Here is a 25,863-nt window from a genome sequence, read left to right as displayed (position 1 = left end):
GTGTGGTTTTGTGTGGGTCGTTAATCGAGTGCTGCCAGTGCCTGAGCCGCATTCGCGAGTTCCAGCTCACTGAAGACCCGCACCCCATGGCGCCTGAGCAGCGCCGCCGTGACCCCTTCGCCCGTGACTTTCACTCCACTGAACGTCCCGTCATAGGTCAGCAGATTGCCGCACGACGGGCTATTGGCCTTGAGCACGGCAATGCGTATGTCGTGTTGTTGCACCAGTTCAAGGGCTTGATAAGCCCCTGACAGAAACTGCGCACTGACATCCTCGCCTTCCGTGGTGATCACCGCGGCCTGGCCATCGAGTACTTCGCCGCCCTGCCCACCGGGAATTTCCGCCGCCGCCCGTGGCGTCGGCAGGCCACCGGCAACTTCCGGACACAACGGCACCACCCGACCTTCGTCGATCCACCGCTGCAACTGATCGAAGGGCCCGCTGGCCCCGCCGTCATAACGTACGCGGTGACCCAGCAGGCAGCGGCTTACCAGTATCTTTTGCATGATCAGAACGGCTCATTGCCTCGACGCCGGAACCAGCCGGTCAACGACAGGCGCTCACGGCTCGCAGGCAGGACTTCATGGGGGACCTCCCCCGACAGGAATACCACCAGGCATCCACCGATGGGTACTACATCGTATTGCGCACCTTCTTCCAGGTACATGCGCAACTGACCACCCTGCTCAGGCAGCCAGGCATCGTTGAGGTAGACCACCGCCGACACCATGCGCCGGTCGTCGTCACGGAACCGGTCGACATGCTTGAGGTAGAAAGCGCCAGGCGGGTACATCGCGAAATGACTCTCAAAGTCCTCCAGCCCCAGGAACAGGCCACGGTTGAGCGCCTCGCGCAGGCTGTCCATCAACGCCAGATAGCTGTCGCAGACCTCGGCCTGGCCGGGCTCGATCCACTGGATATGATCGCCGCGAATCCCCTCGCGAATCTCCGACGACGGCCCTCGACCCACGGCAGCCGGGGCCAACTCACCTTCGGCCGCACGTTTACGGCACTCAGCCGCCAAGGCTCGGGTCAGATCCTGAGGCAGGAAAATATTCTGCTGCGACCAACCGTGGGTAGCCAGGTCGTCGACGATTTGTAACAGCAGTGGGTGATCAGAAGGTATTTGCATGGCGCGCATAGTATTCCTGCGCCTGAAAATCCGACAGAGCCATGCAGCGGGTTGATACGAATTCTCGACAAGACTGGATGCCACACGGAGAATAGTCGCCTGCTGACAGGAGTCCCTATGCGCCGTTTGCTTTTCTCCCTGCTGATGCTCTGTGTTATGCCCGCCTGGGCAGACGGCCACGCCCAACTGTACAAGGTCGCCGGCTGGCCAGAACAACGCGCGCATTTCAACGACGCCCTCACGGCCGCGCAACAGCGCTACCAAAGCAGCCTGCCACCGGCGGTTTTCCAGGCGCTGGTCGACAACAGCAATCAGCGTTTCGCACCCAAGGCCGTGGACCAGCGTGCCGAAGCACAGCTGCGCAAGAGCCTCGCCGATCCGAAGCCGGCGCTGGCGTTCTTTCAATCGCCGCTGGGCAAGAAAATCGTCGCCGCCGAATTGCTCGCAACCCGCCGCGATCAACTGGCGAAAAATGCCAAGGGCCTGCCCAAGATGCAGGCCAGCGACAGCCGGCTGCTGATCATCGGCCACCTGGCCCAGGCCCTGCCTGCTCGCGAGGCCGGCGCGGAAGTCAGCCTGGCGATTGCCGGTGTTGCGGCCGACAGTCTCAGTTCGATGATCCCCGGCCTGCTCGGCGCCGGCCAGACCCAAAGCATGCTGAATGGGCAGCGCCAGCGCTTGATGGAACAGATCGGCAACGACCTGAACAACACGCTGCTGTACGTCTACCGCGACCTGTCGGATGAGGAGCTCGAAGAATTCGCCACATTTGCCGAATCAGCTGAAGGCAAAGCCTATTACCAGGCGGCGCTGGCGGCGATTCGGGCCGGGTTGGCGGTGGGGCAAAGCACTTCGAATCTGACCCAATAGTTTTCAGCGTCTGCTAGACCGCTTTCCCGAGCAGGCTCGCTCCCACAGTGGATCGAGCTTTCAGATAGACGCGGTCTAATGTGGGAGCGAGCCTGCTCGCGAAGAGGCCGGCAGGGTCACTAAAGATTCCGGCCCTTGATCCGCTTGGTCAAAAACCCGAAATACTCCCCGCGCAGCACCAACGTTTCATTCGCCAGATGATGCCGTGCCTCAGGCAGCATCAATACCTGCGGACGATCGAACTTGCCCCGCAGCACCTCAAGGTTGTGCTGCCAATCCACCGTCATGTCCGCTTGCCCCTGCACTATCAACGGTCGCCTGGTACTTGCCGGCGCCGCTTCGACACGCTTGATCCAGCGCGCCAACGCCCCGACCCATGCCGTCGGCAATCGCAGCGGCTGCAGCGGATCGGCTTGCAAGAACGGCAAGAACTCAGGGTCGTTGGAGTTCTCGCTGAAGCGCCGGGCAATGGCTTTGACGAAAGGCCTGAGCAGGTAATAGCTCAGTTGCGACCAGCCCCACGCCCGTGGCCGCACCAGCGGCGCCAACAGGATCACCTGGCCCTGGGCCGGACTGCCCGCCCCCGCGTTGAGCACATGATCGATCACGATGGCGCCACCAGTGCTCTGGCCACATAGATGCCAGGGTTGTGGCAGCTCGAGCGATCGGGCCTCGGCAAACAAGCCTTGCAGGGTGTCCTGATACTCGGCGAAGTCCTTGATGCTCGCCCGCTCGCCACTGGAAAGCCCATGGCCCGGCAAGTCGCAGGCAATCACCGCGAAGCCTTGCTCCAGCGCCCATTCGATCACATGCCGATAGAGGCCGGTGTGGTCGTAGAACCCGTGAAAGACAAACAGCGTCGCCTTCACCTGCTCTGGCCACCAGACCTGGCTGACCACTTCGTAACCATCGACCTGAAAACAACCGAGGGCGCTGCGAACCTTACGCGAGGAAAAATCCAGTCCATAAAACCGTTGATAAGCCTGGGCCTCCGCTGACAACGGCTGCCCTTGCGCCAGCGGCCGCAGGCTGGCACGCAGATGATCGGGATCGAAGGTCACTGACATGGGCATTCCAGAGCGCGAAGCGGACTTTATAGACCTGCGATATTCATCTGTCGCGGCAAGCATGGCAAGCTAACCGACCCACAAGGAGTGACACCATGCGCTCGCACTATCGCGCCACCCTGCTCGCCAGCTTGCTCGCCCTCGTGTGCGCCGGGGTGCTGTGGGCGGCCTACGATTGGTTTCAGGGGCGCTATCTGCGGGCATTCAGCGAGCACACGGCGTTATTCTCCGGTGATCCGCTACGCCTGCCCGACCATCTCGCCGGCCCCGGCGCCATCCGACTCGTGCATTTCTGGGACCCGGCCTGCCCGTGCAACGTGGGCAATCAACAGCACCTGACCGAACTGGTCGAGCGCTATGTCCCGCACGGTGTGGAGTTCTATGCAGTGCAAAGGCCTGGCAGCCACGGCCAACTACCCGCCACGCTCAGCAGCCTGGAAACCATCGACGTCCTGCCGGGCTCCGAACAGATTCCCGCCAGCCCCGCCGTGGCGATCTGGGATCGCAATGGCAGGCTGGCGTACTTCGGGCCCTACAGTGAAGGCCTGACCTGCAATTCCAGCAACAGCTTTATCGAGCCGATCCTGCAGGCGCTGAACGAAGGCCGCGAAGTGAGTGCCACGCACACACTGGCCGTGGGGTGTTACTGCCCGTGGCCCGTCGTCCCGACGAGTTAACGCAGGCAGCAAACGAGAATCCCTCCTACGGGCGATGGGCCAAACCGGCTTGTCGTGTTAAACAGTCTCGCCAGGGAATTGCTGTCACACATAACAATAAGGAGTCACCATGAAACGTAGCCTGACCGCGCTCGGTTTGCTGATCGTCGCGCTCGCCGTCGGCGCCGGTTGGTACGTCTACAGCAAGCAGCCATCACGCCAGGGCATGGTGGAACTGCAGCACCTGCAAGGTTCGGTCACCGTGCGCTATGACGAGCGCGGTATCCCGCACATCCGCGCCGACAACGAAACCGACCTGTACCGCGCCCTCGGCTATGTCCATGCCCAGGATCGGTTGTTCCAGATGGAGGTTTTGCGTCGCCTTGCCCGGGGCGAACTGGCCGAGGTGCTCGGACCGAAACTGCTCGACACCGACAAGTTGATGCGCAGCCTGCGCATTCGCGAACGCGCCGAAACCTATCTGGCGAACATGGACAAGCAATCGCCCGCCTTCCTTGCCCTGCAGGCTTACCTGGACGGCATCAACCAGTACCAGGACGGTCACGCCAAACCCGTCGAGTTCGATGTGCTGGGCATAACCAAGCGCCCGTTCACGGCGCAGGACACCATCAGCATCGCTGGCTACATGGCCTACAGTTTTGCGGCGGCGTTTCGCACCGAACCGCTGCTGACCTACGTGCGTGATCAATTGGGCGCCGGCTATCTGAGCGTCTTCGATCTCGACTGGCAGGCCAAGGGCGTGCTGGCGACCCGACCCAGCGCGGCCCCGTCGCCCCTCGCCAGCACCGACTGGAAAGACCTCAACGCCCTCGCCCGCCTGAGCGAACAGGCCCTGGCCGACAATGGCTTGCCGCAGTTCGAGGGCAGCAATGCGTGGGCGGTTGCCGGCAACCGCACCAAAAGCGGCAAGCCGCTGCTGGCCGGAGACCCCCACATCCGTTTTTCCGCACCGTCGGTATGGTACGAAGCGCAGCTTTCGGCACCGGGCTTCGAGCTCTATGGCCATTACCAGGCCCTGATGCCGTTCGCCTCACTGGGCATGAACCGAGACTTCGGCTGGAGCATCACCATGTTCCAGAACGACGATCTCGACCTGATTGCCGAAAAGGTCAATCCGGACAATCCGAATCAGGTCTGGTATCGCGGCAAGTGGGTGGACATGGTCAGCAGCGAACAACAGATCGCGGTCAAGGGCCAGGCACCGGTCACCCTGACGCTGCGCCAGTCACCCCATGGCCCGATCGTCAACGACGCGCTGGGCAAGAGCGTCGGCAAAACGCCGATCGCCATGTGGTGGGGCTTTCTCGAAAGCCAGAACCCGATCATCGAAGGCTTCTACCAACTCAACCGTGCTGACACCCTGGCCAAGGCCCGTGGCGCTGCCGCCAAGGTCCAGGCTCCCGGCCTGAACATCGTCTGGGCCAATGCCAAGGGTGATATCGGCTGGTGGGCTGCAGCGCAATTGCCCAAGCGCCCGGCCGGGGTGCTGCCGTGGTTTATCCTCGATGGCAGTACCAGCGATGCCGACAAGGACGGCTTCTATCCGTTCAGCGCCAACCCGCAGGAAGAGAACCCGGTACGGGGCTATATCGTCTCGGCCAACTTCCAGCCGTTGTCGCCGACGGGAATGGAGATCCCCGGTTATTACAACCTCGCCGATCGAGGCCAGCAGCTCAATCGCCAGCTCAGCGACAAGAACGTCAAGTGGGATCTGGACAGTAGCCAGAAGCTGCAACTGGGCACCACCACCGCCTACGGCACGCGCCTGCTGGCGCCACTCCTACCGACCCTGCGCGAAGTGGTCAGCGACCCTGCAGAGCTCAAGCTGGTGGAGCAACTGGCCCAGTGGCAAGGCGACTACCCGCTGGAGTCCACCAGCGCGACGCTGTTCAACCAGCTCCTGTTCAACCTGGCTGACGCGGCGATGCATGACGAACTGGGCAATGACTTCTTCGAAACGCTGCTCTCGACCCGGGTGATCGATGCCGCCCTGCCGCGCCTGGCAGCGACGGCGGATTCACCGTGGTGGGACAACCGTAATACCCTCGGCAAGGAAACCCGCGCCGACACCGTCAAGGTCGCGTGGCTTGCCAGCATCGCCCACCTCAAGGCCACCCTGGGTGCCGATTCCTCGCAATGGCAATGGGGCAAGGCGCACACGCTGACCCATGGCCACCCGCTGGGGCAGCAAAAGCCATTGGATCGGATCTTCAATATCGGTCCGTTCGCGGCTCCGGGCACCCATGAAGTGCCGAACAACCTGTCGGCCAAGATCGGCCCGGCACCGTGGCCGGTGACGTACGGCCCATCGACCCGGCGCCTGATCGACTTCGCCGATCCGGCGCACAGTTTGACGGTCAACCCGGTCGGCCAGAGTGGCGTGCCGTTCGACAAACACTTTGACGATCAGGCTGAGGCGTATATCGAGGGGATTTACTTTCAGGCGCATCTCAATGATGAAGAGGTGACGGCGAATACGCGCAGTACGTTGAAGTTGCTGCCAGCGCGGTCCGGGCAATAGATTTTCATTGGTCGGGCTGACGTCTTCGCGAGCAGGCTCGCTCCCACATTAGAGGACACTCGGTCACCTGTGGGAGCGAGCCTGCTCGCGAAGAGGTCCTCAAGAATAAATGGCTCAAACCATCGCCGAAAAATTCTGCCTGAACTGCTGGGGCGTCACCACCAGCCTGCGGTTGAACACGCTGCGCATGTGCTGGGCATCGCGGAAACCGCACTGGTAAGCCACGGTCTTGAGCGGCGCGCGGGTGCTTTCCAGCATCACCCACGCCGGGCGTGCCGCAACACCTGCGGCCGACCGTGGCGCTGGTGACCGCTGGCGTTGAAATGGATGTGCTGGGCATGGACTACGCAGCGTTTCCACCGTGCAGCGTGAAGCGGTGGTGCATGCGCATCCACGGGGCGAAGGGTTCAAGGAGTGCATCATCTGCGCCTTTGCCGACGGCTTGCACCATCGTCCGCAGACCACGTTCGGCAATGTGAAGACCGATGTCTTGATAGATCAGGAACCGGGGTTCAAGCCGATGAATTTTGTCGAAGTCATTCGCCAATCCCCTTGGGTTGCCTAAAGCAAATGTGGGAGCGGGCTTGCTCGCGAAGAGGGAGTGTCAGTCCACATATTCGTGACTGACACTCCGCTTTCGCGAGCAAGCCCGCTCCCACATTAGATTTGGGTTGGTCACAGGATTGTGGTCAACCCGATTTAAGACTCACGCCGCTTCCGGCTGCGCGCGACGCACGTCCGGTTGCTTCCACGAATCGGCAGCGCTTTCTTCGATGGCTTGCTGGATCGCACGCTTGCGCGCTTCTTCGGCGCGACGGCTGAAGAACCAGACCAGGAACGTCATCAGCGACACTGCCAGCAGGATCAGGCTGGCCACGGCGTTGATCTCGGGCTTCACGCCCAGGCGCACCGCCGAGAACACTTCCATCGGCAAGGTCGTGGAACCCGGGCCCGACACGAAGCTCGCCAACACCAGGTCATCCAGCGACAGGGCAAACGACATCATGCCGCCGGCGCCCAGGGATGGCGCGATCATCGGGATGGTGATCAGGAAGAACACCTTCCATGGCCGCGCACCGAGGTCCATGGCCGCTTCTTCGATGGACAGGTCCAGTTCACGCAAGCGCGCCGACACCACCACCGCCACATACGCCGCACAGAACGTGGTGTGGGCGATCCAGATCGTCACGATGCCACGCTCCTGCGGCCAGCCGATCATCTGTGCCATGGCCACGAACAGCAGCAACAGCGACAGACCGGTGATCACTTCCGGCATCACCAGCGGCGCGGTGACCAGGCCGCCGAACAGCGTACGGCCCTTGAAGTGGGTGATGCGGGTCAGGACGAACGCGGCTAGCGTTCCCAGTGCGACTGCCGCCACCGCCGTGTAGCAGGCGATTTCCAGCGAACGCACCACCGAGCCCATCAGTTGGGTGTTGTCCATCAGGCCGACGTACCACTTGATCGACCAGCCGCCCCACACCGTCACCAGCTTCGAGGCGTTGAAGGAGTAGATCACCAGGATCAGCATCGGCAGATAGATGAACAACAGACCCAGTACCAGCATCAGGCTGGAGAAACGGAAGCGTTTCATTCTTTACCCTCCATTTCCTTGGCCTGACTGCGGTTGAACAGGATGATCGGCACAATCAGGATCGCCAGCATCACCACTGCCAGGGCGGATGCCACCGGCCAGTCACGGTTGTTGAAGAACTCTTGCCAGAGCACTTTACCGATCATCAGGGTCTCCGGACCGCCAAGCAGTTCCGGGATCACGAACTCGCCCACCACCGGGATGAACACCAGCATGCAGCCGGCGATGATGCCGTTTTTCGACAGCGGCACGGTGATCTTCCAGAAGCTGTTGAAGGTGCTCGAACCGAGGTCCGACGCGGCTTCCAGCAGGCTGGTGTCGTGTTTCACCAGGTTGGCGTACAGCGGCAGGATCATGAACGGCAGGTACGAATACACCACGCCGATGTACACGGCGAGGTTGGTGTTGAGGATCTGCAGCGGCTCACTGATCCAGCCCATGGTCATCAGGAAACCGTTGAGCAGGCCGTTGTTGCTGAGGATGCCCATCCACGCATAGACGCGGATCAGGATCGCGGTCCAGGTCGGCATCATGATCAGCAGAACCAGCACCGTTTGCAGCTCTTTGCGGGCACTGGCGATGGCGTAGGCCATCGGGTAGCCGATCAGCAGGCAGAGGATGGTGCTGAAGAGTGCCATCTTCAACGAGCCGAGGTAAGCGGCGATGTACAACTCGTCGTCGCCGAGCATCACGTAGTTGCCCAGGTTCAGCAGCACCTGCAGTTTCTGTTCGGCGTAGCTGTAGATCTCGGTGTACGGCGGGATGGCCACGTCGGCTTCGGCGAAGCTGATCTTCAGGACGATGAAGAACGGCAACATGAAGAACAGGAACAGCCAGATGAAGGGAACCCCGATGACCAGCTGGCGGCCACCGGGAATTATTCGATTGAGGCGGCGTTTGAATTTGCGCATGTTCATGAGCGAAGTACCACGCCGCTATCGTCTTCCCAATACACGTACACCTGGTCACCCCAGGTTGGTCGCTGGCCACGGCGCTCGGCGTTGGCGACGAACGACTGGACGATCTTGCCGCTCGGCAGTTCGACGTAGAACACCGAGTGACCACCGAGGTAGGCGATGTCGTGCACTTTGCCGCTGGACCAGTTGTATTCACAGGTCGGCATGGTCGGGGTCACGAGCAGCTTTTCCGGACGGATCGCATAGGTCACGGATTTGTCCTGCACCGAGGTGCTGATGCCATGGCCCACATAGATCTTCCGGTCGAGGTCCTTGCAGGTGATGATCGCGTGGCCCTCGGCGTCGTCGATCACTTCACCGTCGAAGATGTTGACGTTGCCGATGAATTCGCAGACCAGGCGGCTGGTCGGGGTTTCGTAGATGTCGATCGGGCTGCCGATCTGGGCGATCCAGCCCAGGTGCATGATCGCGATGCGCTCGGCCATGGTCATGGCCTCTTCCTGGTCGTGGGTCACCATCACGCAGGTCACGCCAACGCGCTCGATGATCTCGACCAGCTCCAGCTGCATTTGCGAACGCAGTTTTTTATCCAGCGCGCCCATCGGTTCGTCGAGCAGCAGCAGCTTTGGACGCTTGGCCAGCGAACGGGCCAGGGCCACACGCTGGCGCTGGCCACCGGACAACTGATGCGGCTTGCGCTTGGCGTACTGGGTCATCTGAACCAGCTTGAGCATATCGGCCACGCGCGCATCGATCTCAGCGGCGGGCAGTTTGTCCTGCTTGAGGCCGAAGGCGATGTTCTGCGCCACGGTCATGTGCGGGAACAGGGCGTAAGACTGGAACATCATGTTGATCGGCCGCTCGTACGGCGGCATGTCAGTGATGTCCACGCCGTCGAGGAAGATCCGCCCTTCAGTCGGTCGTTCGAAGCCGGCGAGCATGCGCAGCAGGGTGGATTTGCCCGATCCCGAACCGCCGAGCAGGGCGAAAATCTCGCCTTTCTTGATTTCCAGGGACACGTCGTCCACGGCAATCGTCTCGTCGAACTTCTTCGTGACCCGGTCGATTTTGACCAGCACCTGTTTAGGTGTCTGGTCGCCCTCGAGGGCTTTCTTATAGGCGCCGGAGGCAACTGCCATTTACGAAACTCCCAACAAAAAGAGTGCAGTTCGCTCAAGGTGAGCCAACCTTGGATAGTTTGAGCCTTGAAGCTATTTACCCGACTTGACCTTGGTCCAGCTGCGGGTCATCAAACGTTGTATGTTTGGTGGTAACTCGATGGACACGTAGGTCTTGTCGAGTACCGCTTGCGGTGGATAAACCGCTTCGTCGGTGCGAATGGACTGTTCCATCAGTTTGTCCGACCCGGGGTTAGGGTTGGCGTAGCCGACGTAATCACTGACCTGGGCAATCACCTCAGGTTTCAGCAAATAGTTGATGAACGCGTGCGCTTCCTTGACGTTGGCCGAATCCTTCGGAATCGCCAGCATGTCGAACCACAGCGCACCGCCTTCCTTGGGAATCGAATAGGCGATGTCCACGCCCTTCTTCGCTTCGGCCGCGCGGTTGCGGGCCTGGAACATGTCACCGGAGAAACCGATGGCCACGCAGATATCGCCGTTGGCCAGGTCCGCGATGTATTTGGAGGAGTGGAAGTAAGTCACGTAAGGCCGAACCGCCAGCAACTTGGCTTCGGCTTTTTTGTAGTCTTCGGGGTTGGTGCTATTAGCATCCAGGCCCATGTAGTTGAGGACCGTCGGCATCATTTCATCGGCGGAATCGAGGAACGCCACGCCGCAGCTTTGCAGCTTCTTGATGTTCTCCGGCTCAAAGACCGCCGCCCAGGAATCGATCTTGTCGACGCCCAGCGCAGCCTTGACCTTTTCGGGGTTGTAACCGATGCCGTTGGTACCCCACAGGTACGGCACGGCGTACAGGTTACCCGGATCGTTTTGCTCCAGGCGCTTGAGCAGCACCGGATCGAGGTTCGAATAGTTCGGCAACTTCGATTTGTCGAGCTTCTGGAAAGCACCTGCCTTGATCTGTTTGCCGAGGAAGTGGTTGGACGGCACGACCACGTCATAACCGGTACGCCCGGCCAGCAACTTGCCTTCCAGGGTTTCGTTGGAATCGAATACGTCATAAACCGGTTTGATACCGGTCTCTTTCTGGAAGTCGGCCAGGGTGGTCTCGCCGATGTAATCCGACCAGTTATAAATATGCACGGTGCCGGCAGCCTGAACATTGACGACAAGCGTCAACCCGGCAGCGACCAGCATGGCATTGCGCAACAAAGAAAAAATAGGCAAGTGGAGGTCCTCTAAAATGAGTTGGGCTCAAGTTGCCCCGCGTTACATGACAGCCATGGCTGCCTTACAACAAAACCGGCGCGCAACTTACCCTCGAAAAACCGTTCCAGCAAAACTTTCTGTCATTTAATTGATCCTGTTGTTGCCGCCGCGCAGGTGGCAACAACAGGTTGTTGCATCAAACCGGCTTATTTACCGGATTTGATCTTGGTCCAGCTGCGAGTCAGGATCCGCTGGGTCGCGGCCGGCAAGTCGGCAATCGCGTACAGCTTGGCCAGCACGTCCGCTGGCGGGTAGATGCCTGGGTCGGCGGTGATTTCTTTATCAACCAATGGCGTGGCGGCCGCGTTACCGTTCGGGAAACGCACGGCGTTGGTGATTTCAGCCATGATTTCCGGCTTCTGCAGGAAGGTCATGAACTTGTAGGCGCCTTCGACGTTTTCGGCATCTTTAGGGATGGCGACCATGTCGTAGAAGCTGCCAGCACCTTCTTTTGGAATGTTGTAGCTGACTTTCACTTTGTCACCGGCTTCGGCGGCACGCGCCTTGGCCTGGTAGATGTCGCCCGAGTAACCCACGGCCACGCAGATGTTGCCGTTGGCCAGGTCGGAGATGTACTTGGACGAGTGGAAGTAGCCTACCGAAGGACGGATTTTCAGGAACAGTGCTTCGGCTTCGGCCAGTTGTTTCTTGTCCTGGCTGTCGGTTGGATAGCCCAGGTAATGCAACGCCACCGGAATCATCTCGGTAGGCGAATCGAGGAAACTGATACCGCACGACTTCAACTTGGCGGCGTTTTCCGGTTTGAACAGCAGATCCCAGGAATTGGTCGGCGCATCGGCGCCCAGTGCAGCCTTGACCTTCTCGGCGTTGAAGCCGATGCCGATCGAACCCCACATGTAAGGGAAGGCGTGCTCGTTACCCGGGTCGCTCACCGATACCGCCTTGAGCAAGTCGGTGTTCAGGTTTTTCCAGTTTGGCAGCTTGGACTTGTCCAGCTTCTGGTAGACGCCAGCCTTGATCTGCTTGGCCAGGAAGTTGTTCGACGGTACGACGATGTCATAACCGGACTTGCCTGCCAGCAACTTGGCTTCGAGGGTTTCATTACTGTCGAAGACGTCGTAGACCACTTTGATCCCAGACTCGTCTTCAAACTTCTTGATCGTGTCCGGAGCGATGTAGTCGGACCAGTTATAGACGTGCAACACCTTGTCGTCCGCCTGGACCGCACCCGCCATAATGCCCATCAGGGACATGGCGAGGAGAGTCTTGCCAGCAAGCTTTTTTCCTAATGCCTTCATGCGTAATGCTCCAAATTTTTCTTTTTTGAACCACTTTGTTCAGCGGCCGAACCCGGACAACTGGAACCGCGGCTAGTCTGGCAAGATCCGAGGCGGTCTTTCAAGGAAAGGCCAACGTTTCTGACAGCTCTGAGCGAAAGTTTCATGACTCCCGCTCAGAGCCTAGCACTTAGGCCTGCAACGCACTCAGGGTCAGGTCAAGGCACTTGCGTGCCTTGGTCACCAACTCATCGATTTCCGCAGGCGAGATCACCAGCGGTGGCGCGATGATCATGGTGTCCCCCACGGCACGCATGATCAGCCCGTTATCGAAGCAGAACTGCCGGCAGATCATGCCGACGCCCTTGCCTTCATAACGCTTGCGAGTAGCTTTGTCCTGAACCAGTTCGATTGCCCCCAACAGGCCTACCCCACGAACTTCGCCCACCAATGGGTGATCGTTCAGTTCGCGCAGACGTTTCTGCAAATACGGTGCCGTTTCTGCCTTGACGCGCTCGACAATTTTTTCGTCGCGCAGGATACGGATGTTTTCCAGGCCTACAGCCGCCGCCACCGGGTGCCCGGAGTAGGTGAAACCGTGGTTGAAATCGCCGCCTTCGTTGAGCACTTCGACCACTTCATCGCGCACGATCAGGCCACCCATGGGGATATAGCCGGAGGTCAGGCCTTTGGCGATGGTCATCATGTCCGGCTTGAGGTCGTAGAAGTCGCTGCCGAACCACTCACCGGTACGGCCGAAGCCGCAGATCACTTCGTCGGCCACGAACAGGATGTCGTACTTGGCGAGGATTTCCTTGATGCGCGGCCAGTAGGTGTCTGGCGGAATGATCACGCCGCCGGCGCCCTGGATTGGCTCGGCAATAAATGCACCGACGTTGTCCACGCCGACTTCCAGAATCTTCTCTTCCAACTGATTGGCAGCCCAGATCCCGAACTCTTCCGGGGTCATGTCGCCGCCTTCGGCGAACCAGTATGGCTGGGCGATGTGGACGATGCCCGGAATCGGCAAGTCGCCCTGTTCGTGCATGTAGGTCATGCCTCCCAGGCTGGCGCCGGCCACGGTGGAACCGTGATAGCCGTTCTTGCGGCTGATGATGACCTTTTTCTTCGGCTGGCCCTTGATTGCCCAATAGTGACGAACCATTCGCAGCATGGTGTCGTTGCCTTCAGAGCCGGAACCGGTGAAGAACACGTGGTTCATGCCTTCTGGCGCGACATCGGCGATGGCCTTGGCCAGCTCCAGCACCGGCGGGTGAGCGGTCTGGAAGAACAGGTTGTAGTAGGGCAGCTCGCGCATCTGCTTGCTGGCGGCGTCCGCCAGTTCATCGCGACCGTAACCAATGGCTACGCACCATAGGCCGGCCATGCCGTCGAGGATCTTGTTGCCTTCGCTGTCCCACAGGTAGACGCCCTTGGCGTTGGTGATGATCCGCGGGCCTTTCTCTTTCAGCTGCTTGAAGTCGCTGAACGGGGCCAGGTGGTGATCGCTGCTCAGGGTTTGCCATTCACGGGTTTGCGGGTTGTTGCTGGTCATACCAATCTCCTAAAAATTCCAGGTGAGAGCGCCACCCGACAACGGCGGCGCACGGCGCGTCAGACGGCAAAAAGCAGGAATTCCCGTTCCCACGAACTGATCACGCGCTTGAAGTTTTCATGCTCGGCCCGCTTGACCGCGACGTAGCCAGTGATGAAAGTTTTGCCCAGGTAGCGCTCGATGGTTGCGCTGTTTTCCATACGCTCGAGCGCGTCTTCGATGGTCAGTGGCAGGCGCAGGTTGCGGCGCTCATAACCACGACCCACCACCGGTGCGCTCGGGTTCAGGCCTTCGACCATGCCGATGTAGCCACACAGCAGGCTCGCGGCAATGGCCAGGTACGGGTTGGCATCGGCACCCGGCAGGCGGTTTTCCACACGCCGGTTTTGCGGCCCGGCATCCGGTACACGCAGGCCCACGGTGCGGTTCTCTTCGCCCCATTCCACGTTTACCGGTGCCGAGGTGTCCGGCAGGAAGCGGCGGAACGAGTTGACGTTGGGGGCGAACAGCGGCAGCAACTCGGGAATCAGTTTCTGCAGGCCACCGATGTGCTGCAGGAACAGCTCGCTCATGGTCCCGTCTTCATTGGAGAAGATGTTCTTGCCGGTCTCGATGTCGATGATGCTCTGGTGCAAGTGCATGGCACTGCCAGGCTCGCCGGTCATCGGCTTGGCCATGAAGGTAGCTGCCACGTCGTGCTTGAGGGCGGCTTCGCGCATGGTGCGCTTGAACACCAGGATCTGGTCGGCCAGGGACAGGGCATCGCCATGACGGAAGTTGATTTCCATCTGCGCCGTGCCGTCTTCGTGGATCAGCGTGTCGAGGTCCAGTTCCTGCAATTCGCACCAGTCATAGACGTCCTCGAACAATGGATCGAATTCGTTCGCCGCCTCGATGGAGAACGACTGGCGACCGATTTCCGGACGCCCGGAGCGGCCGATCGGCGGCTGCAACGGATAATCCGGGTCGTCGCTGCGCTTGGTCAGGTAGAACTCCATTTCCGGCGCCACGATCGGCTGCCAGCCTTTGTCGGCATAGAGTTTCAGGACCTTCTTGAGCACGTTGCGCGGCGACAGCTCAATCGGGTTGCCCTGCTTGTCATAGGTATCGTGGATGACGATGGCGGTCGGTTCGATGGCCCATGGCACCGGAAACACCGCGTTCTGGTCGGGACGGCAGATCATGTCGATGTCGGCCGGGTCGAGCAGCTCGTAATAGATGTCGTCTTCGACGTAATCGCCGGTCACGGTCTGCAGCAGCACACTTTCTGGCAGACGCATGCCTTTCTCGGCGATGAATTTGTTGGTCGGCGAAATCTTGCCCCGGGTAATCCCGGTCAAGTCGGCGATCATGCATTCGACTTCTGTGATCTTGTGGTCTTTCAACCAATCGGTGAGCTGGTCGAGGTTGTTACTCATAAATGCCTCTAGGCTTTGAGTTTCCTGACGCTTGAGGTCAGGCGATAGTTGACGCATCGGCGTCGCGTTGAAATACAAGTTTGCGCCAGGCTATCGTGCTTGTGTGTACTTCTGCACATACCAGGCGTGCAGAATCACGAGCGGTGCCCTGCACAAAGGCCGAGCCGCTATTGTGAATCGGTTCTATATTGAATGGAGTAACCGTAATGGGTGTGCCGTCGAGGCCGTCCAGAATATCGGACAGAAACGGTTGATCCGCCAGGGACGGGAAGATCACCGACAGGCCAGGAGCCGCTGGAGCCTTGGCGCTGACGCAGATGTCGCCACTGATGTGATAAGCATTCAGACCGGTCTGCGAAGAGCAGGCGGTGACGCCGATTATCGGCAGGCGATACATGAAGCACCCCGGTATTATTGCTGTTATGGGTTTGATTCGAGCTTAGCCTTGTTCATTTTTTTACACAACACCCCCGTAAAAAATACAACACGGCCCGCTCAAGCCTGCGGGCGTCAAACGGCCACGGGGGATGAAAACGCCCCAAAGAGCCTCAAAAAAGCCATGCGAGCGCTTTTTTAGGGCAAAAAAGGCCTCGCTTGACTTCGGCATGCCGTTCGGGTTGACTGGAATCCGAAAAGATCAATGATTGATATTTTTAACAACAAAGGTGTTGCATCATGTCGGTACCCCCGCGTGCCGTTCAGCTTAACGAAGCGAACGCGTTCCTTAAGGAACATCCTGAGGTTCTGTACGTTGACCTTCTGATTGCGGATATGAATGGTGTGGTGCGCGGCAAGCGCATCGAACGCACCAGCCTCCACAAGGTTTACGAGAAAGGCATCAACCTGCCGGCCTCTCTATTTGCTCTGGATATCAATGGCTCTACGGTGGAAAGCACCGGCCTGGGCCTGGACATCGGTGATGCTGACCGAATCTGCTATCCAATTCCCGATACCCTGTGCAACGAGCCATGGCAAAAGCGCCCGACCGCGCAACTGCTGATGACCATGCACGAACTCGAAGGCGAGCCATTCTTCGCCGACCCTCGCGAAGTGCTGGCCAACGTCGTGCGCAAGTTCGACGAAATGGGCCTGACCATCTGCGCCGCGTTTGAACTGGAGTTCTACCTGATCGACCAGGAGAACGTGAACGGTCGTCCGCAACCGCCTCGCTCGCCGGTTTCCGGTAAACGCCCGCACTCGACACAGGTCTACCTGATCGACGACCTCGACGAATACGTCGACTGTCTCCAGGACATTCTGGAAGGTGCCAAAGAGCAAGGCATCCCTGCCGACGCCATCGTCAAGGAAAGTGCCCCGGCGCAGTTCGAAGTGAACCTGCACCACGTGGCCGACCCGATCAAGGCCTGCGACTACGCAGTGCTGCTCAAGCGTCTGATCAAGAACATCGCCTACGACCATGAAATGGACACCACCTTCATGGCCAAGCCTTACCCGGGCCAGGCGGGTAACGGTCTGCACGTGCACATTTCGATTCTCGACAAAGACGGCAAGAATATTTTTGCCAGTGAGGATCCCGAGCAGAACGCCGCGCTGCGTCACGCGATCGGCGGTGTGCTCGAGACCCTACCGGCGCAGATGGCTTTCCTCTGCCCGAACGTCAACTCCTACCGTCGTTTCGGCGCGCAGTTCTATGTGCCGAACTCGCCGTGCTGGGGCCTGGACAACCGCACCGTAGCGATTCGCGTACCGACCGGCTCCGCCGATGCCGTACGTATCGAACACCGCGTGGCCGGTGCCGATGCCAACCCGTACCTGCTGATGGCTTCGGTCCTGGCAGGCGTGCACCACGGCCTGGTCAACAAGATCGAGCCAGGTGCCCCGGTGGAAGGCAACAGCTACGAGCAGAACGAGCAGAGCCTGCCAAACAACTTGCGTGATGCGTTGCGCGAGCTGGACGACAGCGAAGTCATGGCCAAGTACATCGATCCGAAATACATCGATATCTTCGTGGCCTGTAAAGAGAGCGAGCTGGAGGAGTTCGAACACTCCATCTCCGACCTCGAGTACAACTGGTACCTGCATACCGTGTAAGTGGTTGCAGTGAACAAGAAGCGCCGCCGGCCTCACAGCCAGCGGCGTTTTTTTATGGCCGCCTGCGGCGGTTCGCGAGCAGGCTCGCTCCCACAGTAAATTTCAGTGAACATCATTTTCGTGAACACAGGCAATCCTTGTGGGAGCGACCTGCTCGCGAAGGCGTCCAGGCAGACAACATCAAACCCTGCTCGTACAATGCCCCCTGCCCCGCAGGAGACTCCAATGACGCGCACCGCCACCGTTCGCAAACCCCGTGCACGCAGCCAGGCCCGGATCGATTCGATACTCGATGCCGCCCGCACGCTGCTGGCCGCCGAGGGCGTGGCCAGTCTGTCGATCTACAGTGTCGCCGAACGCGCACAAATCCCGCCCTCCTCCGTCTACCACTTCTTCGCCAGCGTCCCGTCCCTGCTGGAGGCGCTGACGGCCGACGTCCACGCGGCCTTCCGCGCCTGCCTGCAGGCACCTATCGACCATGACGCTTTAAGTGGTTGGCGTGACCTGTCGCGACTGGTCGAGCAACGGATGCTTGAGATCTACAGCGAAGACGCCGCGGCCCGCCAATTGATTCTGGCCCAGCACGGCCTGACCGAAGTCACCCAGGCCGACCGCCAGCACGACATTGAGCTGGGCGACCTGATGCACAAGCTGTTCGATCATCATTTCGAGCTGCCAAGGTTGCCGGACGATGTCGATGTGTTTGCCCTGGCCATGGAGCTCGGGGACCGGGTTTATGCGCGCTCGGTGCAGCAGCACGGGCAGATCACGCCGCGCATGGCTGAGGAAGGGATGCGGGTGTTCGATGCGTATCTGGGGCTGTACTTGCCGCCGTACCTGCCCAAGCGCTCCGCACGCTGATCGTTCCCACGCTCTGCGTGGGAAATGCAGCCCGGGACGCTCTGCGTCCCCAAAGGCCGAACGCGGAGCGTCCGTTGAGGCATTCCCACGCAGAGCGTGGGAACGATCACACGTACGACTCACAATTTGGCGATCGACACCTCGGTGGATTTCACGAACGCGATCACTTCGCTGCCCACCGCCAGTTCCAGCTCTTTCACCGAACGCGTGGTGATCACCGAGGTGACGATGCCGGAAGCGGTCTGCACATCGATTTCCGACAGCACGTCACCGAGTACGATTTCCTTGATGGAGCCTTTGAACTGGTTGCGAACGTTGATGGCCTTGATAGTCATGATGTTGATTCCTGTCGTTGATTGAGGCTTGAGTTATTGAGCCCAACGCAACTGCGTAGGCAAGGGTGAAACAGGTTCCGGCTCCGGTGGTTGCCCCGGCAGTGACAGCACACGGTTGAGCACTTCGGTTTCCAGCGCCGCCAACCGATGAGAGCCGCGGACCCGAGGGCGCGGCAGTTCCACGTGCAGGTCGAGGCCGACCTCACCGTCTTCGATCAGGATCACCCGATCGGCGATCGCCACCGCTTCGCTGACGTCGTGGGTGACCAGCAACACCGTAAAGCCGTGTTGTTGCCAGAGCCGCTCGATCAGCTGCTGCATTTCAATTCGGGTCAGCGCATCCAGCGCACCCAACGGCTCGTCGAGCAACAGCAGGCGCGGTTGATGGATCAGTGCGCGAGCCAGCGCCACACGTTGCTTCTGCCCTCCGGACAACGCCGCCGGCCACTCGTTGGCGCGATCCGCCAGGCCGACCGCTTCCAGGGCTTTCAGCGCTTGCGGACGCCAGTTGCCCTTGAGGCCGAGGCCAACGTTGTCGATGATCTTTTTCCACGGCAGCAGACGCGCTTCCTGGAACATCAGCCGGGTGTCTTCCCGCGCCTCGCTCAGCGGCGCGGTGCCGGCGAGCAATTCACCAGCCGTAGGTTTGTCGAGGCCAGCAAGCAAGCGCAGCAGGGTACTTTTGCCACAGCCGCTACGGCCGACCACTGCGACGAACTGACCGGCCGGAACGTGCAGGTCGATCTCACGCAGCACCTGCCGCGAGCCGAAGGTTTTTTGCAGCTTGCGCACCGCCAGCGGGATTCCGCGCAGCAAGCGTGGAGGTTGTTGGGCAGTCATGCAGCACCTCCCTTGACGACCTGATAGGCCGGATGCCAGCGCAGCCATACGCGTTCAAGTCCACGGGCCGCGAGGTCGGCCAGTTTGCCGAGCACCGCGTATAGCAGAATCGCCAGCACCACCACGTCGGTCTGCAGGAACTCCCGGGCGTTCATCGCCAGGTAGCCAATGCCGGAGCTGGCGGAGATGGTTTCGGCGACGATCAGCGTCAGCCACATGAAGCCCAGGGCAAAGCGCACACCGACCAGGATCGAAGGCAAGGCCCCCGGCAGAATCACTTGGCGAAACAGGCTGAAACCCGACAGACCGTAGCTGCGCGACATTTCCACCAACGCCGGGTCGACGTTGCGGATGCCGTGATAGGTGTTGAGGTAGATCGGGAACAAGGTGCCCAGGGCCACCAGGAAAATCTTCGCCGACTCGTCGATGCCGAACCACAGGATCACCAAGGGAATCAGCGCCAGGTGCGGCACGTTGCGGATCATCTGCACCGAGCTGTCGAGCAGGCGCTCGCCCCATTTCGACAGGCCGGTGATAAAGCCCAGGGTCAGGCCGATGCCGCCGCCAATGGCGAAACCCAGCGCCGCGCGCCAACCGCTGATAGCCAGGTGCGTCCAGATTTCACCACTGCGAACCAGGCTCACCCCGGCTTCGATCACGGCAATGGGCGCCGGCAGAATCCGCGTCGACAACCAGCCCGCCGACACCGACAACTGCCACACCGCTAACAGCAAGACCGGTAATGCCCATGGCGCAAGGCTGTGAATGACTTTCTTCATGGCGCGCCTCAGCTCTGGGACGCAGCTTTAGGGAGAATGTCGTTAGCAACCATCTCGCCAAACGGGCTGACGTAACCGGCGCTTTTCGGCAACTCGGGACGCTCGATGTCCAGGTGCGGGAACAGCAGTTCGGCAACGCGATACGACTCTTCCAGGTGTGGATAACCAGAGAAGATAAAGGTATCGATACCCAGGTCCGCGTACTCCTTTACACGGGCAGCCACGGTTGGACCATCACCCACCAGCGCCGTGCCGGCACCGCCGCGCACCAGGCCGACACCGGCCCACAGGTTGGGACTGACTTCCAGGTTATCGCGACTGCCGCCGTGCAGAGCCGCCATGCGTTGCTGGCCAACCGAGTCGAAGCGCGCCAGTGAAGCCTGGGCACGTGCGATGGTGTCGTCGTCCAGGTGTGAGATCAGTCGGTCCGCCGCTTGCCACGCCTGGGCATTGGTTTCGCGCACGATCACATGCAGGCGAATACCGAAGCGCACAGTGCGCCCGAGCTTGGCGGCCTTGGCGCGCACCTGGGCGATTTTTTCGGCAACGGCGGCCGGCGGCTCGCCCCAGGTCAGGACCATTTCGACCTGCTCTGCCGCCAGATCCTGGGCCGCTTCCGACGAGCCTCCGAAATACAGCGGCGGACGCGGTTGCTGGATCGGCGGATAGAGCAGCTTGGCGCCCTTCACACTGATGTGCTGACCATCGTAATCGACGGTTTCGCCTTCCAGCACCCGACGCCAGATGCGGGTGAATTCGACCGAGGCCTGATAGCGCTCTTCGTGGGTCAGGAACAAACCGTCGCCGGCCAATTCTTCCGGATCACCGCCTGTCACCAGGTTGAACAATGCACGCCCACCGGACAAACGATCCAGGGTCGCAGCCTGACGCGCCGCCACCGTCGGGGAAATGATCCCGGGGCGCAGTGCGACAAGAAATTTCAAACGCTGGGTCACTGGAATCAGCGACGCGGCCACCAGCCACGAGTCTTCGCAGGAACGACCGGTAGGGATCAGCACGCCGCCGAAACCCAGGCGATCCGCCGCTTGCGCGACTTGTTGCAGGTAACCGTGATCGACGGCGCGAGCGCCTTCGGCGGTGCCAAGGTAATGGCCGTCGCCGTGGGTAGGCAGGAACCAGAAGATATTGAGGCTCATGGAGTGGTCTCCTTAGGGAATCGAATTACTGTGCTTTGGCAACGGCCGCCGGTGGCGTCCAGATCACGTCTTTTATGCTCAGCGGCTTTGGAATCAGCTTGAGCTGGTAGAAGCTGTCGGCGATTTTCTGTTGCGCGGCGACCACTTCCGGAGTCAGGAACAGCGCGCCGTAGCCCTGGCGTTTCACGGACGTCAGGGTGATGTCCGCTGGCAGGCCAAGCAGTGGCGAAACCTGTTGGGTCACATCGTCCGGATTCGCCTTGGACCATTCACCGACTGCGCGCACTTCTTCCACGAGGGTCTTGATCACCTCAGGGTTTTTCTGCGCATAGGGCTTGGTGGCGAGGTAGAACTGGTGGTTATCGACGATGCCTTGGCCATCGCGCAGGGTATGGGCCTGCAGCTGCTGTTCGGCGGCGGCCTGGTATGGGTCCCAGATGACCCAGGCATCGACGCTGCCACGCTCGAACGCGGCGCGGGCATCGGCCGGCGGCAGGAATACGGTCTGGATATCGCTGTACTTGAGGCCGGCGTCTTCCAGGGCGCGGACCAGCAAGTAGTGCACATTGGAGCCTTTGTTCAGGACGACTTTCTTGCCCTTGAGGTCCTTCACCGATTTGATCGGCGAGTCCTTCGGCACCAGGATCGCTTCACTGTGCGGCGCCGGCGGTTCGTAGGCGACGTAGAGCAGATCAGCACCGGCTGCCTGGGCGAACACTGGCGGGGTTTCGCCGGTGACGCCGAAGTCGATGGAGCCGACGTTCAGGCCTTCGAGCAGTTGCGGACCACCGGGGAATTCAGTCCATTGCACGTCCACGCCTTGGGCGGCAAGGCGTTTTTCCAGAGTGCCCTTGGCTTTGAGCAGCACCAGGGTGCCATATTTCTGGTAACCGATACGAAGCGTCTCGGCCTGAGCTTGAGTAATGGCGCCGAAGGTGACAGCCGCAGCAAACAGAGCGACCAGACCACGACGCAAAATGACAGGGCGCATGGCGCTCTCCTTTTTGCAGTTGGGTTTTTGGCTGCACCTGCTTGCCCGTTAGCGGGCGAGTAAGGCCAGTACATCAATTTGGAATGGGGCTTATGTTCAGTGGAGCTCAGATGCTCCAGCGAGCACTCAACAAACGATCATTCAATAGCTGCGGGTCGAGCGGCTTGGGCCGTCGCGCCATGGCGCTGAAAAACAACTCCAGCGACTCGTTCAATCTTTGCTCCAGCTCCGGCGCCAACTGTGCCTGCGCACTGCCTTCGCCGTAAGCGATCTGGCTGTCGACGGCGAAAATCCCCTGGAGCAGCTCCTGGGCCTTCAATGCCGACAATACCGGCTTGAGTGCGTAATCCACCGCCAGCATGTGGGCAATGCTGCCCCCGGTTGCCATGGGCAGCACCACTTTATGCGCCAGGGCGCGCTCGGGCAGCAGATCCAGCACGGTTTTCAACGCACCTGAGAAAGAAGCCTTGTAGACCGGCGTGGCAATCAGCAGGCCATCGGCGTTTTCAATCTGTTGAAGCAGGTTGATCACCTTCGGACTGTCGAAGCGTGCATGCAGCAAGTCTTCGGCCGGGAAGTCCCGCACCTGATAGCTCACCACTTCCACACCCTGCCCTTGCAACCAACGCTGGGAGCGCTCCAGCAACACCCCGGAACGGGAGCGCTGGCTGGGGCTGCCACCGAGTGAGACGACCAACATTCAGACGATTCCTTGAGCGGCGTTGCGATTCGCGGTTTGCGATCTCGCTTGGATAGAGTGACCTTAACAGGTGATTTATATATCTATAAATCATATTTATTCATTTGGTTATTCGTTTTGGCGATATAACTTCAGTTTCTTCCTGACAAAAAAAAGGCCGTCGAAACGGCCTGAAAACCCCCTGCTTTGTGTTCTTGATCGTTCCCACGCTCTGCGTGGGAATGCAGCCCGGGACGCTCCGCGTCCCCTCGAAAGCCGAACGCAGAGCGTCCGTTGAGGCGTTCCTTTGCTGCGCGTGGGAACGCGCAGACTTCAGCGATTCGGCTGCGGTGTCAGGCGCAAGTACGGCTTAATGGCTCGATAGCCTTTGGGAAAGCGCTGCCTGATTTCATCTTCATCCTTGAGCGATGGCACGATCACCACCTCATCACCGTCCTGCCAGTTGGCCGGGGTGGCCACCTTGAAGTTGTCGGTCAGTTGCAGCGAGTCGATCACCCGCAGGATTTCATGGAAGTTGCGACCGGTGCTCGCCGGGTAGGTGATGGTCAACCGTACCTTTTTGTTCGGGTCGATCACGAACAGCGAGCGCACCGTCAAGGTGTCGTTGGCGTTCGGATGGATCAAGTCGTACAGGTCCGAAACCTTGCGGTCGGCGTCGTCGAGAATCGGGAAGTTGACCACGGTGCCCTGGGTTTCGTTGATGTCTTCGATCCACCTGTGGTGCGATTCCACCGGGTCGACGGACAGCGCGATGGCCTTGACCCCACGCTTGGCGAATTCGTCTTTCAACTTCGCCGTAAAGCCCAGCTCGGTGGTGCACACCGGCGTGAAGTCGGCCGGGTGGGAAAACAGCACACCCCAACTATCGCCCAGCCACTGGTGAAACCGGATGGTACCGGCGCTGGAATCCTGTTCGAAATCCGGGGCGATATCGCCCAGTCTGATACTCATGGTGCTGCTCCTGGTGAGTGCTGGTTGAGTTCAACTGTGCCTGCATTTTTTATTCATTAAAAAGAATAAATATCGATTTATTTAGATCGTAAAGGAATATTAAACATCTCTTCACTGGACGCCCGAACCCATCGCCCCCAACATCGGCCACAAGGTTCGAGAAGGCCTTGAGTTGCTGTAAAAGAGGGGAAATACGAGGCCGGTTTACGGGGGTGAGCCGCCTTGGAAACACAAAAGCCCCGCCCGGCGTGATGCCGGGCGGGGCTTTTTTTTGCGTCGGTTACCCTGTGGGAGCGAGCAGGCTCGCTCCCACACGCTATTACAACAGCGGGATCGAGTAGCTGACGATCAGGCGATTCTCGTCCTGGGAGCGAGTGTTCGGCAGATCGGTACGCCAGCTGGCGTTTTTCCACATCACGCCGAGGTTTTTCAACGCACCGGACTGAACGACGTAACCCACGGTCAGGTCGCGTTCCCACTCGGAAGCGCCGCTGGCCGCTTCGCGACCGGCAGAGTTGACGGTATCGATATCGTCGCCATGCAGGTACACCACGCCCGCCGTCAGGCCAGGCACGCCAACCTTGGCGAAGTCATACGAGTAGCGTGCCTGCCAGGTGCGTTCGCCGGCACGGGCGAACTTCTGGATTTGCGAGTCAGTGATGATGTAGGCCGACGATCCGTCGCCCTGGTTCAGCCACGGGAAATCGCTGCTGCCGTTGCTGACCTGGTAACCACCACCAAAGGTGTGACCGGCAACGGAATACAGGAACAGGCCGCTGTACAGGTTGTTGTCGACCTTGCCTTTACCGTTTGGAGCGTTATAGTTGCCGGTGGTGAAGTACAGCGGATCGTGACCGTTGGCACCGTCATCGGAACTGTTGAAGTAGCGCAAATCCGACTTCAACACACCGGGGCCGATTGCCCAGTTGTGCACCAGGCCCAGGAAGTGTTGCTTGTAGAACTCTTCAAGGTTGCCGTAGTAGTACTGGGCTGTCAGGTCCTTGGTGAGCTTGTAGTCACCACCGGCGTAGATGAACTTATTGCTGTCTCGACCTGTTGAGGCACGGCTGTTGGCGCCCGAGATCGACAACTGTTCGTTGTTGCTCGAGTTACGACCTTTTACCTGCTCGATCTGACCACCGATCAATGTCAGGTCCTTGATATCGCTCGAGCTGAGTTGGCCACCCTGCCAGGTTTGTGGAAGCAGACGACCATCGTTGGTGACGATCACCGGCAGTTTTGGCTGCAAGGTACCCAGTTTCAGTTCAGTCTGGGAGATCTTGGCCTTGGCAGTCAGGCCCAGGCTGGAGAAGTTATCAACCGCTTCGCCGTTGGACTTGCTTGGGAACACTGTACCGCCATAGGACGTCGCAGTGGCGCCGTTTGTACCGCCACCCGAATCCAGGCGCACGCCCAGTAGGCCGATCGCATCAACACCAAAACCAACGGTGCCTTGGGTATAACCGGAAGTGAAACGCAGGTCGAAGCCTTGGCCCCACTCTTCGTTTTTGTTCGGACCGGTACCATCACGGTAATCGGTGTTGATGTAGAAGTTGCGCAACCCCAACGTTGCCTTGCTGTCTTCGATGAAACCGGCGGCGCTTGCTTGCTGCGCCAAAACCCCTACGGCCACTGCCACGGCCAGGTTGGACTTGTTCATTGTTTCGCTCCTATCGTTTTCTAATTCTTGGTCCTGGGTCGAATGCCCTGGATCCGCCGGCGCCATTAGCGCCAGACCGTCTGGATCGGTCTTTTTTTGGGCCGCGCAGAATACCCCTTCATAATCCTAAAAAGAATTGAAAAATAAATTTTAATCGCATTTAGGAATATGCCCCGACGGTAAAGCCCGAGGTATCG

24 protein-coding genes and 2 pseudogenes are annotated in these 25,863 nt (G+C 59.8%); 6 read left to right on the top strand and 20 right to left on the bottom strand.

What is annotated here, in order from left to right; all coding sequences use genetic code 11:
- Window positions 1–20: 20 nt before the first annotated feature.
- A complete protein-coding gene (locus tag PSUM_RS18360; RefSeq protein ID WP_020797312.1) occupies window positions 21–506 on the bottom strand; it encodes a 2-thiouracil desulfurase family protein in 486 nt (161 codons plus the stop codon).
- Window positions 507–508: 2 nt separating this feature from the next.
- On the bottom strand, window positions 509–1,141 hold the full coding sequence (locus tag PSUM_RS18355; protein ID WP_020797311.1) for a 2OG-Fe(II) oxygenase: 633 nt from the start codon (window positions 1,139–1,141) through the stop codon (window positions 509–511).
- Window positions 1,142–1,249: 108 nt separating this feature from the next.
- Here PSUM_RS18355 and PSUM_RS18350 point away from each other — a divergent pair, with 108 nt between their 5' ends.
- Window positions 1,250–2,002 (top strand): DUF2059 domain-containing protein, encoded by a 753-nt coding sequence (locus PSUM_RS18350; protein WP_020797310.1) that lies wholly within the window; start codon window positions 1,250–1,252, stop codon window positions 2,000–2,002.
- Window positions 2,003–2,121: 119 nt separating this feature from the next.
- On the opposite strand, the gene bipL is transcribed toward PSUM_RS18350, so the two are convergent.
- Window positions 2,122–3,069 (bottom strand): phospholipase BipL, encoded by a 948-nt coding sequence (gene bipL / locus PSUM_RS18345; RefSeq protein ID WP_020797309.1) that lies wholly within the window; start codon window positions 3,067–3,069, stop codon window positions 2,122–2,124.
- A gap of 95 nt (window positions 3,070–3,164) precedes the next feature.
- Between bipL and PSUM_RS18340 the strand changes: the two genes are divergently transcribed.
- Both PSUM_RS18340 and PSUM_RS18335 read left to right on the top strand, forming a co-directional pair.
- Complete coding sequence (locus PSUM_RS18340; RefSeq protein WP_033041952.1) at window positions 3,165–3,746, top strand: DUF6436 domain-containing protein; 582 nt, start codon at window positions 3,165–3,167, stop codon at window positions 3,744–3,746.
- Between the two features lie 109 nt (window positions 3,747–3,855).
- Window positions 3,856–6,267, top strand: a complete 2,412-nt coding sequence (locus PSUM_RS18335) for a penicillin acylase family protein (protein WP_083349878.1) — start codon at window positions 3,856–3,858, stop codon at window positions 6,265–6,267.
- A gap of 114 nt (window positions 6,268–6,381) precedes the next feature.
- Here PSUM_RS18335 and PSUM_RS31385 read toward each other — a convergent pair.
- Window positions 6,382–6,534, bottom strand: a pseudogene (locus tag PSUM_RS31385) (helix-turn-helix domain-containing protein); the annotation flags it as partial.
- Here PSUM_RS31385 and PSUM_RS18330 point away from each other — a divergent pair.
- Window positions 6,531–6,832: pseudogene (locus PSUM_RS18330) on the top strand (phosphohydrolase); the annotation flags it as partial. The pseudogenes PSUM_RS31385 and PSUM_RS18330 overlap by 4 nt on opposite strands.
- Before the next feature lie 141 nt (window positions 6,833–6,973).
- Here the strand turns inward: PSUM_RS18330 and PSUM_RS18325 are convergent.
- The 8 genes from PSUM_RS18325 to PSUM_RS18290 all read right to left on the bottom strand — a co-directional run bounded on the left by PSUM_RS18325 (window position 6,974) and on the right by PSUM_RS18290 (window position 15,737).
- Window positions 6,974–7,861, bottom strand: coding sequence for an ABC transporter permease subunit (locus tag PSUM_RS18325; RefSeq protein WP_020797304.1), 888 nt, complete (start codon window positions 7,859–7,861; stop codon window positions 6,974–6,976).
- Window positions 7,858–8,739: an ABC transporter permease subunit gene (locus PSUM_RS18320; protein WP_231989931.1), complete on the bottom strand. Its 882-nt coding sequence runs from the start codon at window positions 8,737–8,739 to the stop codon at window positions 7,858–7,860. Before PSUM_RS18320 ends, PSUM_RS18325 begins: the two co-directional genes overlap by 4 nt.
- Before the next feature lie 35 nt (window positions 8,740–8,774).
- Window positions 8,775–9,917 (bottom strand): ABC transporter ATP-binding protein, encoded by a 1,143-nt coding sequence (locus tag PSUM_RS18315; protein WP_020797302.1) that lies wholly within the window; start codon window positions 9,915–9,917, stop codon window positions 8,775–8,777.
- 72 nt (window positions 9,918–9,989) lie between these two features.
- The gene (locus PSUM_RS18310; RefSeq protein WP_020797301.1) at window positions 9,990–11,087 is read right to left on the bottom strand and encodes a polyamine ABC transporter substrate-binding protein; all 1,098 of its coding nucleotides are present in this window, start codon (window positions 11,085–11,087) and stop codon (window positions 9,990–9,992) included.
- 188 nt (window positions 11,088–11,275) lie between these two features.
- Window positions 11,276–12,388 carry a polyamine ABC transporter substrate-binding protein gene (locus PSUM_RS18305; RefSeq protein WP_020797300.1) on the bottom strand — a complete coding sequence of 371 codons (1,113 nt, stop codon included), beginning with the start codon at window positions 12,386–12,388 and terminating at the stop codon, window positions 11,276–11,278.
- A gap of 169 nt (window positions 12,389–12,557) precedes the next feature.
- Complete coding sequence (locus PSUM_RS18300) at window positions 12,558–13,922, bottom strand: aspartate aminotransferase family protein (protein ID WP_033041957.1); 1,365 nt, start codon at window positions 13,920–13,922, stop codon at window positions 12,558–12,560.
- A gap of 59 nt (window positions 13,923–13,981) precedes the next feature.
- Window positions 13,982–15,340: a glutamine synthetase family protein gene (locus PSUM_RS18295; RefSeq protein WP_008064954.1), complete on the bottom strand. Its 1,359-nt coding sequence runs from the start codon at window positions 15,338–15,340 to the stop codon at window positions 13,982–13,984.
- Window positions 15,341–15,377: 37 nt separating this feature from the next.
- Window positions 15,378–15,737, bottom strand: coding sequence for a gamma-glutamyl-gamma-aminobutyrate hydrolase family protein (locus tag PSUM_RS18290; RefSeq protein WP_083349880.1), 360 nt, complete (start codon window positions 15,735–15,737; stop codon window positions 15,378–15,380).
- A gap of 278 nt (window positions 15,738–16,015) precedes the next feature.
- On the opposite strand from PSUM_RS18290, the gene PSUM_RS18285 reads away from it, so the two are divergent.
- Window positions 16,016–17,392: a glutamine synthetase family protein gene (locus PSUM_RS18285; RefSeq protein ID WP_015097275.1), complete on the top strand. Its 1,377-nt coding sequence runs from the start codon at window positions 16,016–16,018 to the stop codon at window positions 17,390–17,392.
- A gap of 225 nt (window positions 17,393–17,617) precedes the next feature.
- On the top strand, window positions 17,618–18,253 hold the full coding sequence (locus tag PSUM_RS18280) for a TetR/AcrR family transcriptional regulator (protein ID WP_020797296.1): 636 nt from the start codon (window positions 17,618–17,620) through the stop codon (window positions 18,251–18,253).
- A gap of 119 nt (window positions 18,254–18,372) precedes the next feature.
- On the opposite strand, the gene PSUM_RS18275 is transcribed toward PSUM_RS18280, so the two are convergent.
- The 8 genes from PSUM_RS18275 to PSUM_RS18240 all read right to left on the bottom strand — a co-directional run bounded on the left by PSUM_RS18275 (window position 18,373) and on the right by PSUM_RS18240 (window position 25,666).
- Window positions 18,373–18,588 carry a TOBE domain-containing protein gene (locus PSUM_RS18275; RefSeq protein WP_007967989.1) on the bottom strand — a complete coding sequence of 72 codons (216 nt, stop codon included), beginning with the start codon at window positions 18,586–18,588 and terminating at the stop codon, window positions 18,373–18,375.
- Window positions 18,589–18,621: 33 nt separating this feature from the next.
- Window positions 18,622–19,428 carry an aliphatic sulfonates ABC transporter ATP-binding protein gene (gene ssuB, locus PSUM_RS18270; protein WP_083349881.1) on the bottom strand — a complete coding sequence of 269 codons (807 nt, stop codon included), beginning with the start codon at window positions 19,426–19,428 and terminating at the stop codon, window positions 18,622–18,624.
- A complete protein-coding gene (gene ssuC, locus PSUM_RS18265; protein WP_083349882.1) occupies window positions 19,425–20,207 on the bottom strand; it encodes an aliphatic sulfonate ABC transporter permease SsuC in 783 nt (260 codons plus the stop codon). Before ssuC ends, ssuB begins: the two co-directional genes overlap by 4 nt.
- A gap of 8 nt (window positions 20,208–20,215) precedes the next feature.
- On the bottom strand, window positions 20,216–21,364 hold the full coding sequence (gene ssuD, locus PSUM_RS18260) for an FMNH2-dependent alkanesulfonate monooxygenase (protein WP_083349883.1): 1,149 nt from the start codon (window positions 21,362–21,364) through the stop codon (window positions 20,216–20,218).
- A gap of 25 nt (window positions 21,365–21,389) precedes the next feature.
- Window positions 21,390–22,355 carry a sulfonate ABC transporter substrate-binding protein gene (locus tag PSUM_RS18255; RefSeq protein WP_020797292.1) on the bottom strand — a complete coding sequence of 322 codons (966 nt, stop codon included), beginning with the start codon at window positions 22,353–22,355 and terminating at the stop codon, window positions 21,390–21,392.
- Between the two features lie 106 nt (window positions 22,356–22,461).
- On the bottom strand, window positions 22,462–23,055 hold the full coding sequence (gene ssuE / locus PSUM_RS18250; protein WP_008064947.1) for an NADPH-dependent FMN reductase: 594 nt from the start codon (window positions 23,053–23,055) through the stop codon (window positions 22,462–22,464).
- A gap of 312 nt (window positions 23,056–23,367) precedes the next feature.
- Window positions 23,368–24,006 (bottom strand): peroxiredoxin, encoded by a 639-nt coding sequence (locus tag PSUM_RS18245; protein WP_020797291.1) that lies wholly within the window; start codon window positions 24,004–24,006, stop codon window positions 23,368–23,370.
- 319 nt (window positions 24,007–24,325) lie between these two features.
- The gene (locus PSUM_RS18240; protein ID WP_083349884.1) at window positions 24,326–25,666 is read right to left on the bottom strand and encodes an OprD family porin; all 1,341 of its coding nucleotides are present in this window, start codon (window positions 25,664–25,666) and stop codon (window positions 24,326–24,328) included.
- Window positions 25,667–25,863 lie beyond the last annotated feature (197 nt).

It is taken from the genome of Pseudomonas umsongensis (assembly GCF_002236105.1).
Lineage (GTDB): Bacteria > Pseudomonadota > Gammaproteobacteria > Pseudomonadales > Pseudomonadaceae > Aquipseudomonas > Aquipseudomonas umsongensis.
This window is presented reverse-complemented; position numbering and strand designations above follow the sequence as displayed.

Excerpts from the sequence above, each read along its gene's own strand:
- ssuD (WP_083349883.1), bottom strand. The coding sequence starts at position 21,364 with ATGAGCCTCAATATCTTCTGGTTCCTGCCTACCCACGGCGACGGCCAT.
- PSUM_RS18295 (WP_008064954.1), bottom strand. The coding sequence starts at position 15,340 with ATGAGTAACAACCTCGACCAGCTCACCGATTGGTTGAAAGACCACAAG.
- PSUM_RS18305 (WP_020797300.1), bottom strand. The coding sequence starts at position 12,388 with ATGAAGGCATTAGGAAAAAAGCTTGCTGGCAAGACTCTCCTCGCCATG.
- PSUM_RS18255 (WP_020797292.1), bottom strand. The coding sequence starts at position 22,355 with ATGCGCCCTGTCATTTTGCGTCGTGGTCTGGTCGCTCTGTTTGCTGCG.
- PSUM_RS18360 (WP_020797312.1), bottom strand. The coding sequence starts at position 506 with ATGCAAAAGATACTGGTAAGCCGCTGCCTGCTGGGTCACCGCGTACGT.
- PSUM_RS18300 (WP_033041957.1), bottom strand. The coding sequence starts at position 13,922 with ATGACCAGCAACAACCCGCAAACCCGTGAATGGCAAACCCTGAGCAGC.
- PSUM_RS18290 (WP_083349880.1), bottom strand. The coding sequence starts at position 15,737 with ATGTATCGCCTGCCGATAATCGGCGTCACCGCCTGCTCTTCGCAGACC.
- PSUM_RS18340 (WP_033041952.1), top strand. The coding sequence starts at position 3,165 with ATGCGCTCGCACTATCGCGCCACCCTGCTCGCCAGCTTGCTCGCCCTC.
- bipL (WP_020797309.1), bottom strand. The coding sequence starts at position 3,069 with ATGTCAGTGACCTTCGATCCCGATCATCTGCGTGCCAGCCTGCGGCCG.
- PSUM_RS18355 (WP_020797311.1), bottom strand. The coding sequence starts at position 1,141 with ATGCGCGCCATGCAAATACCTTCTGATCACCCACTGCTGTTACAAATC.
- PSUM_RS18285 (WP_015097275.1), top strand. The coding sequence starts at position 16,016 with ATGTCGGTACCCCCGCGTGCCGTTCAGCTTAACGAAGCGAACGCGTTC.
- ssuE (WP_008064947.1), bottom strand. The coding sequence starts at position 23,055 with ATGTTGGTCGTCTCACTCGGTGGCAGCCCCAGCCAGCGCTCCCGTTCC.
- PSUM_RS18325 (WP_020797304.1), bottom strand. The coding sequence starts at position 7,861 with ATGAAACGCTTCCGTTTCTCCAGCCTGATGCTGGTACTGGGTCTGTTG.
- PSUM_RS18275 (WP_007967989.1), bottom strand. The coding sequence starts at position 18,588 with ATGACTATCAAGGCCATCAACGTTCGCAACCAGTTCAAAGGCTCCATC.
- PSUM_RS18240 (WP_083349884.1), bottom strand. The coding sequence starts at position 25,666 with ATGAACAAGTCCAACCTGGCCGTGGCAGTGGCCGTAGGGGTTTTGGCG.
- ssuC (WP_083349882.1), bottom strand. The coding sequence starts at position 20,207 with ATGAAGAAAGTCATTCACAGCCTTGCGCCATGGGCATTACCGGTCTTG.
- ssuB (WP_083349881.1), bottom strand. The coding sequence starts at position 19,428 with ATGACTGCCCAACAACCTCCACGCTTGCTGCGCGGAATCCCGCTGGCG.
- PSUM_RS18280 (WP_020797296.1), top strand. The coding sequence starts at position 17,618 with ATGACGCGCACCGCCACCGTTCGCAAACCCCGTGCACGCAGCCAGGCC.
- PSUM_RS18350 (WP_020797310.1), top strand. The coding sequence starts at position 1,250 with ATGCGCCGTTTGCTTTTCTCCCTGCTGATGCTCTGTGTTATGCCCGCC.
- PSUM_RS18315 (WP_020797302.1), bottom strand. The coding sequence starts at position 9,917 with ATGGCAGTTGCCTCCGGCGCCTATAAGAAAGCCCTCGAGGGCGACCAG.
- PSUM_RS18335 (WP_083349878.1), top strand. The coding sequence starts at position 3,856 with ATGAAACGTAGCCTGACCGCGCTCGGTTTGCTGATCGTCGCGCTCGCC.
- PSUM_RS18245 (WP_020797291.1), bottom strand. The coding sequence starts at position 24,006 with ATGAGTATCAGACTGGGCGATATCGCCCCGGATTTCGAACAGGATTCC.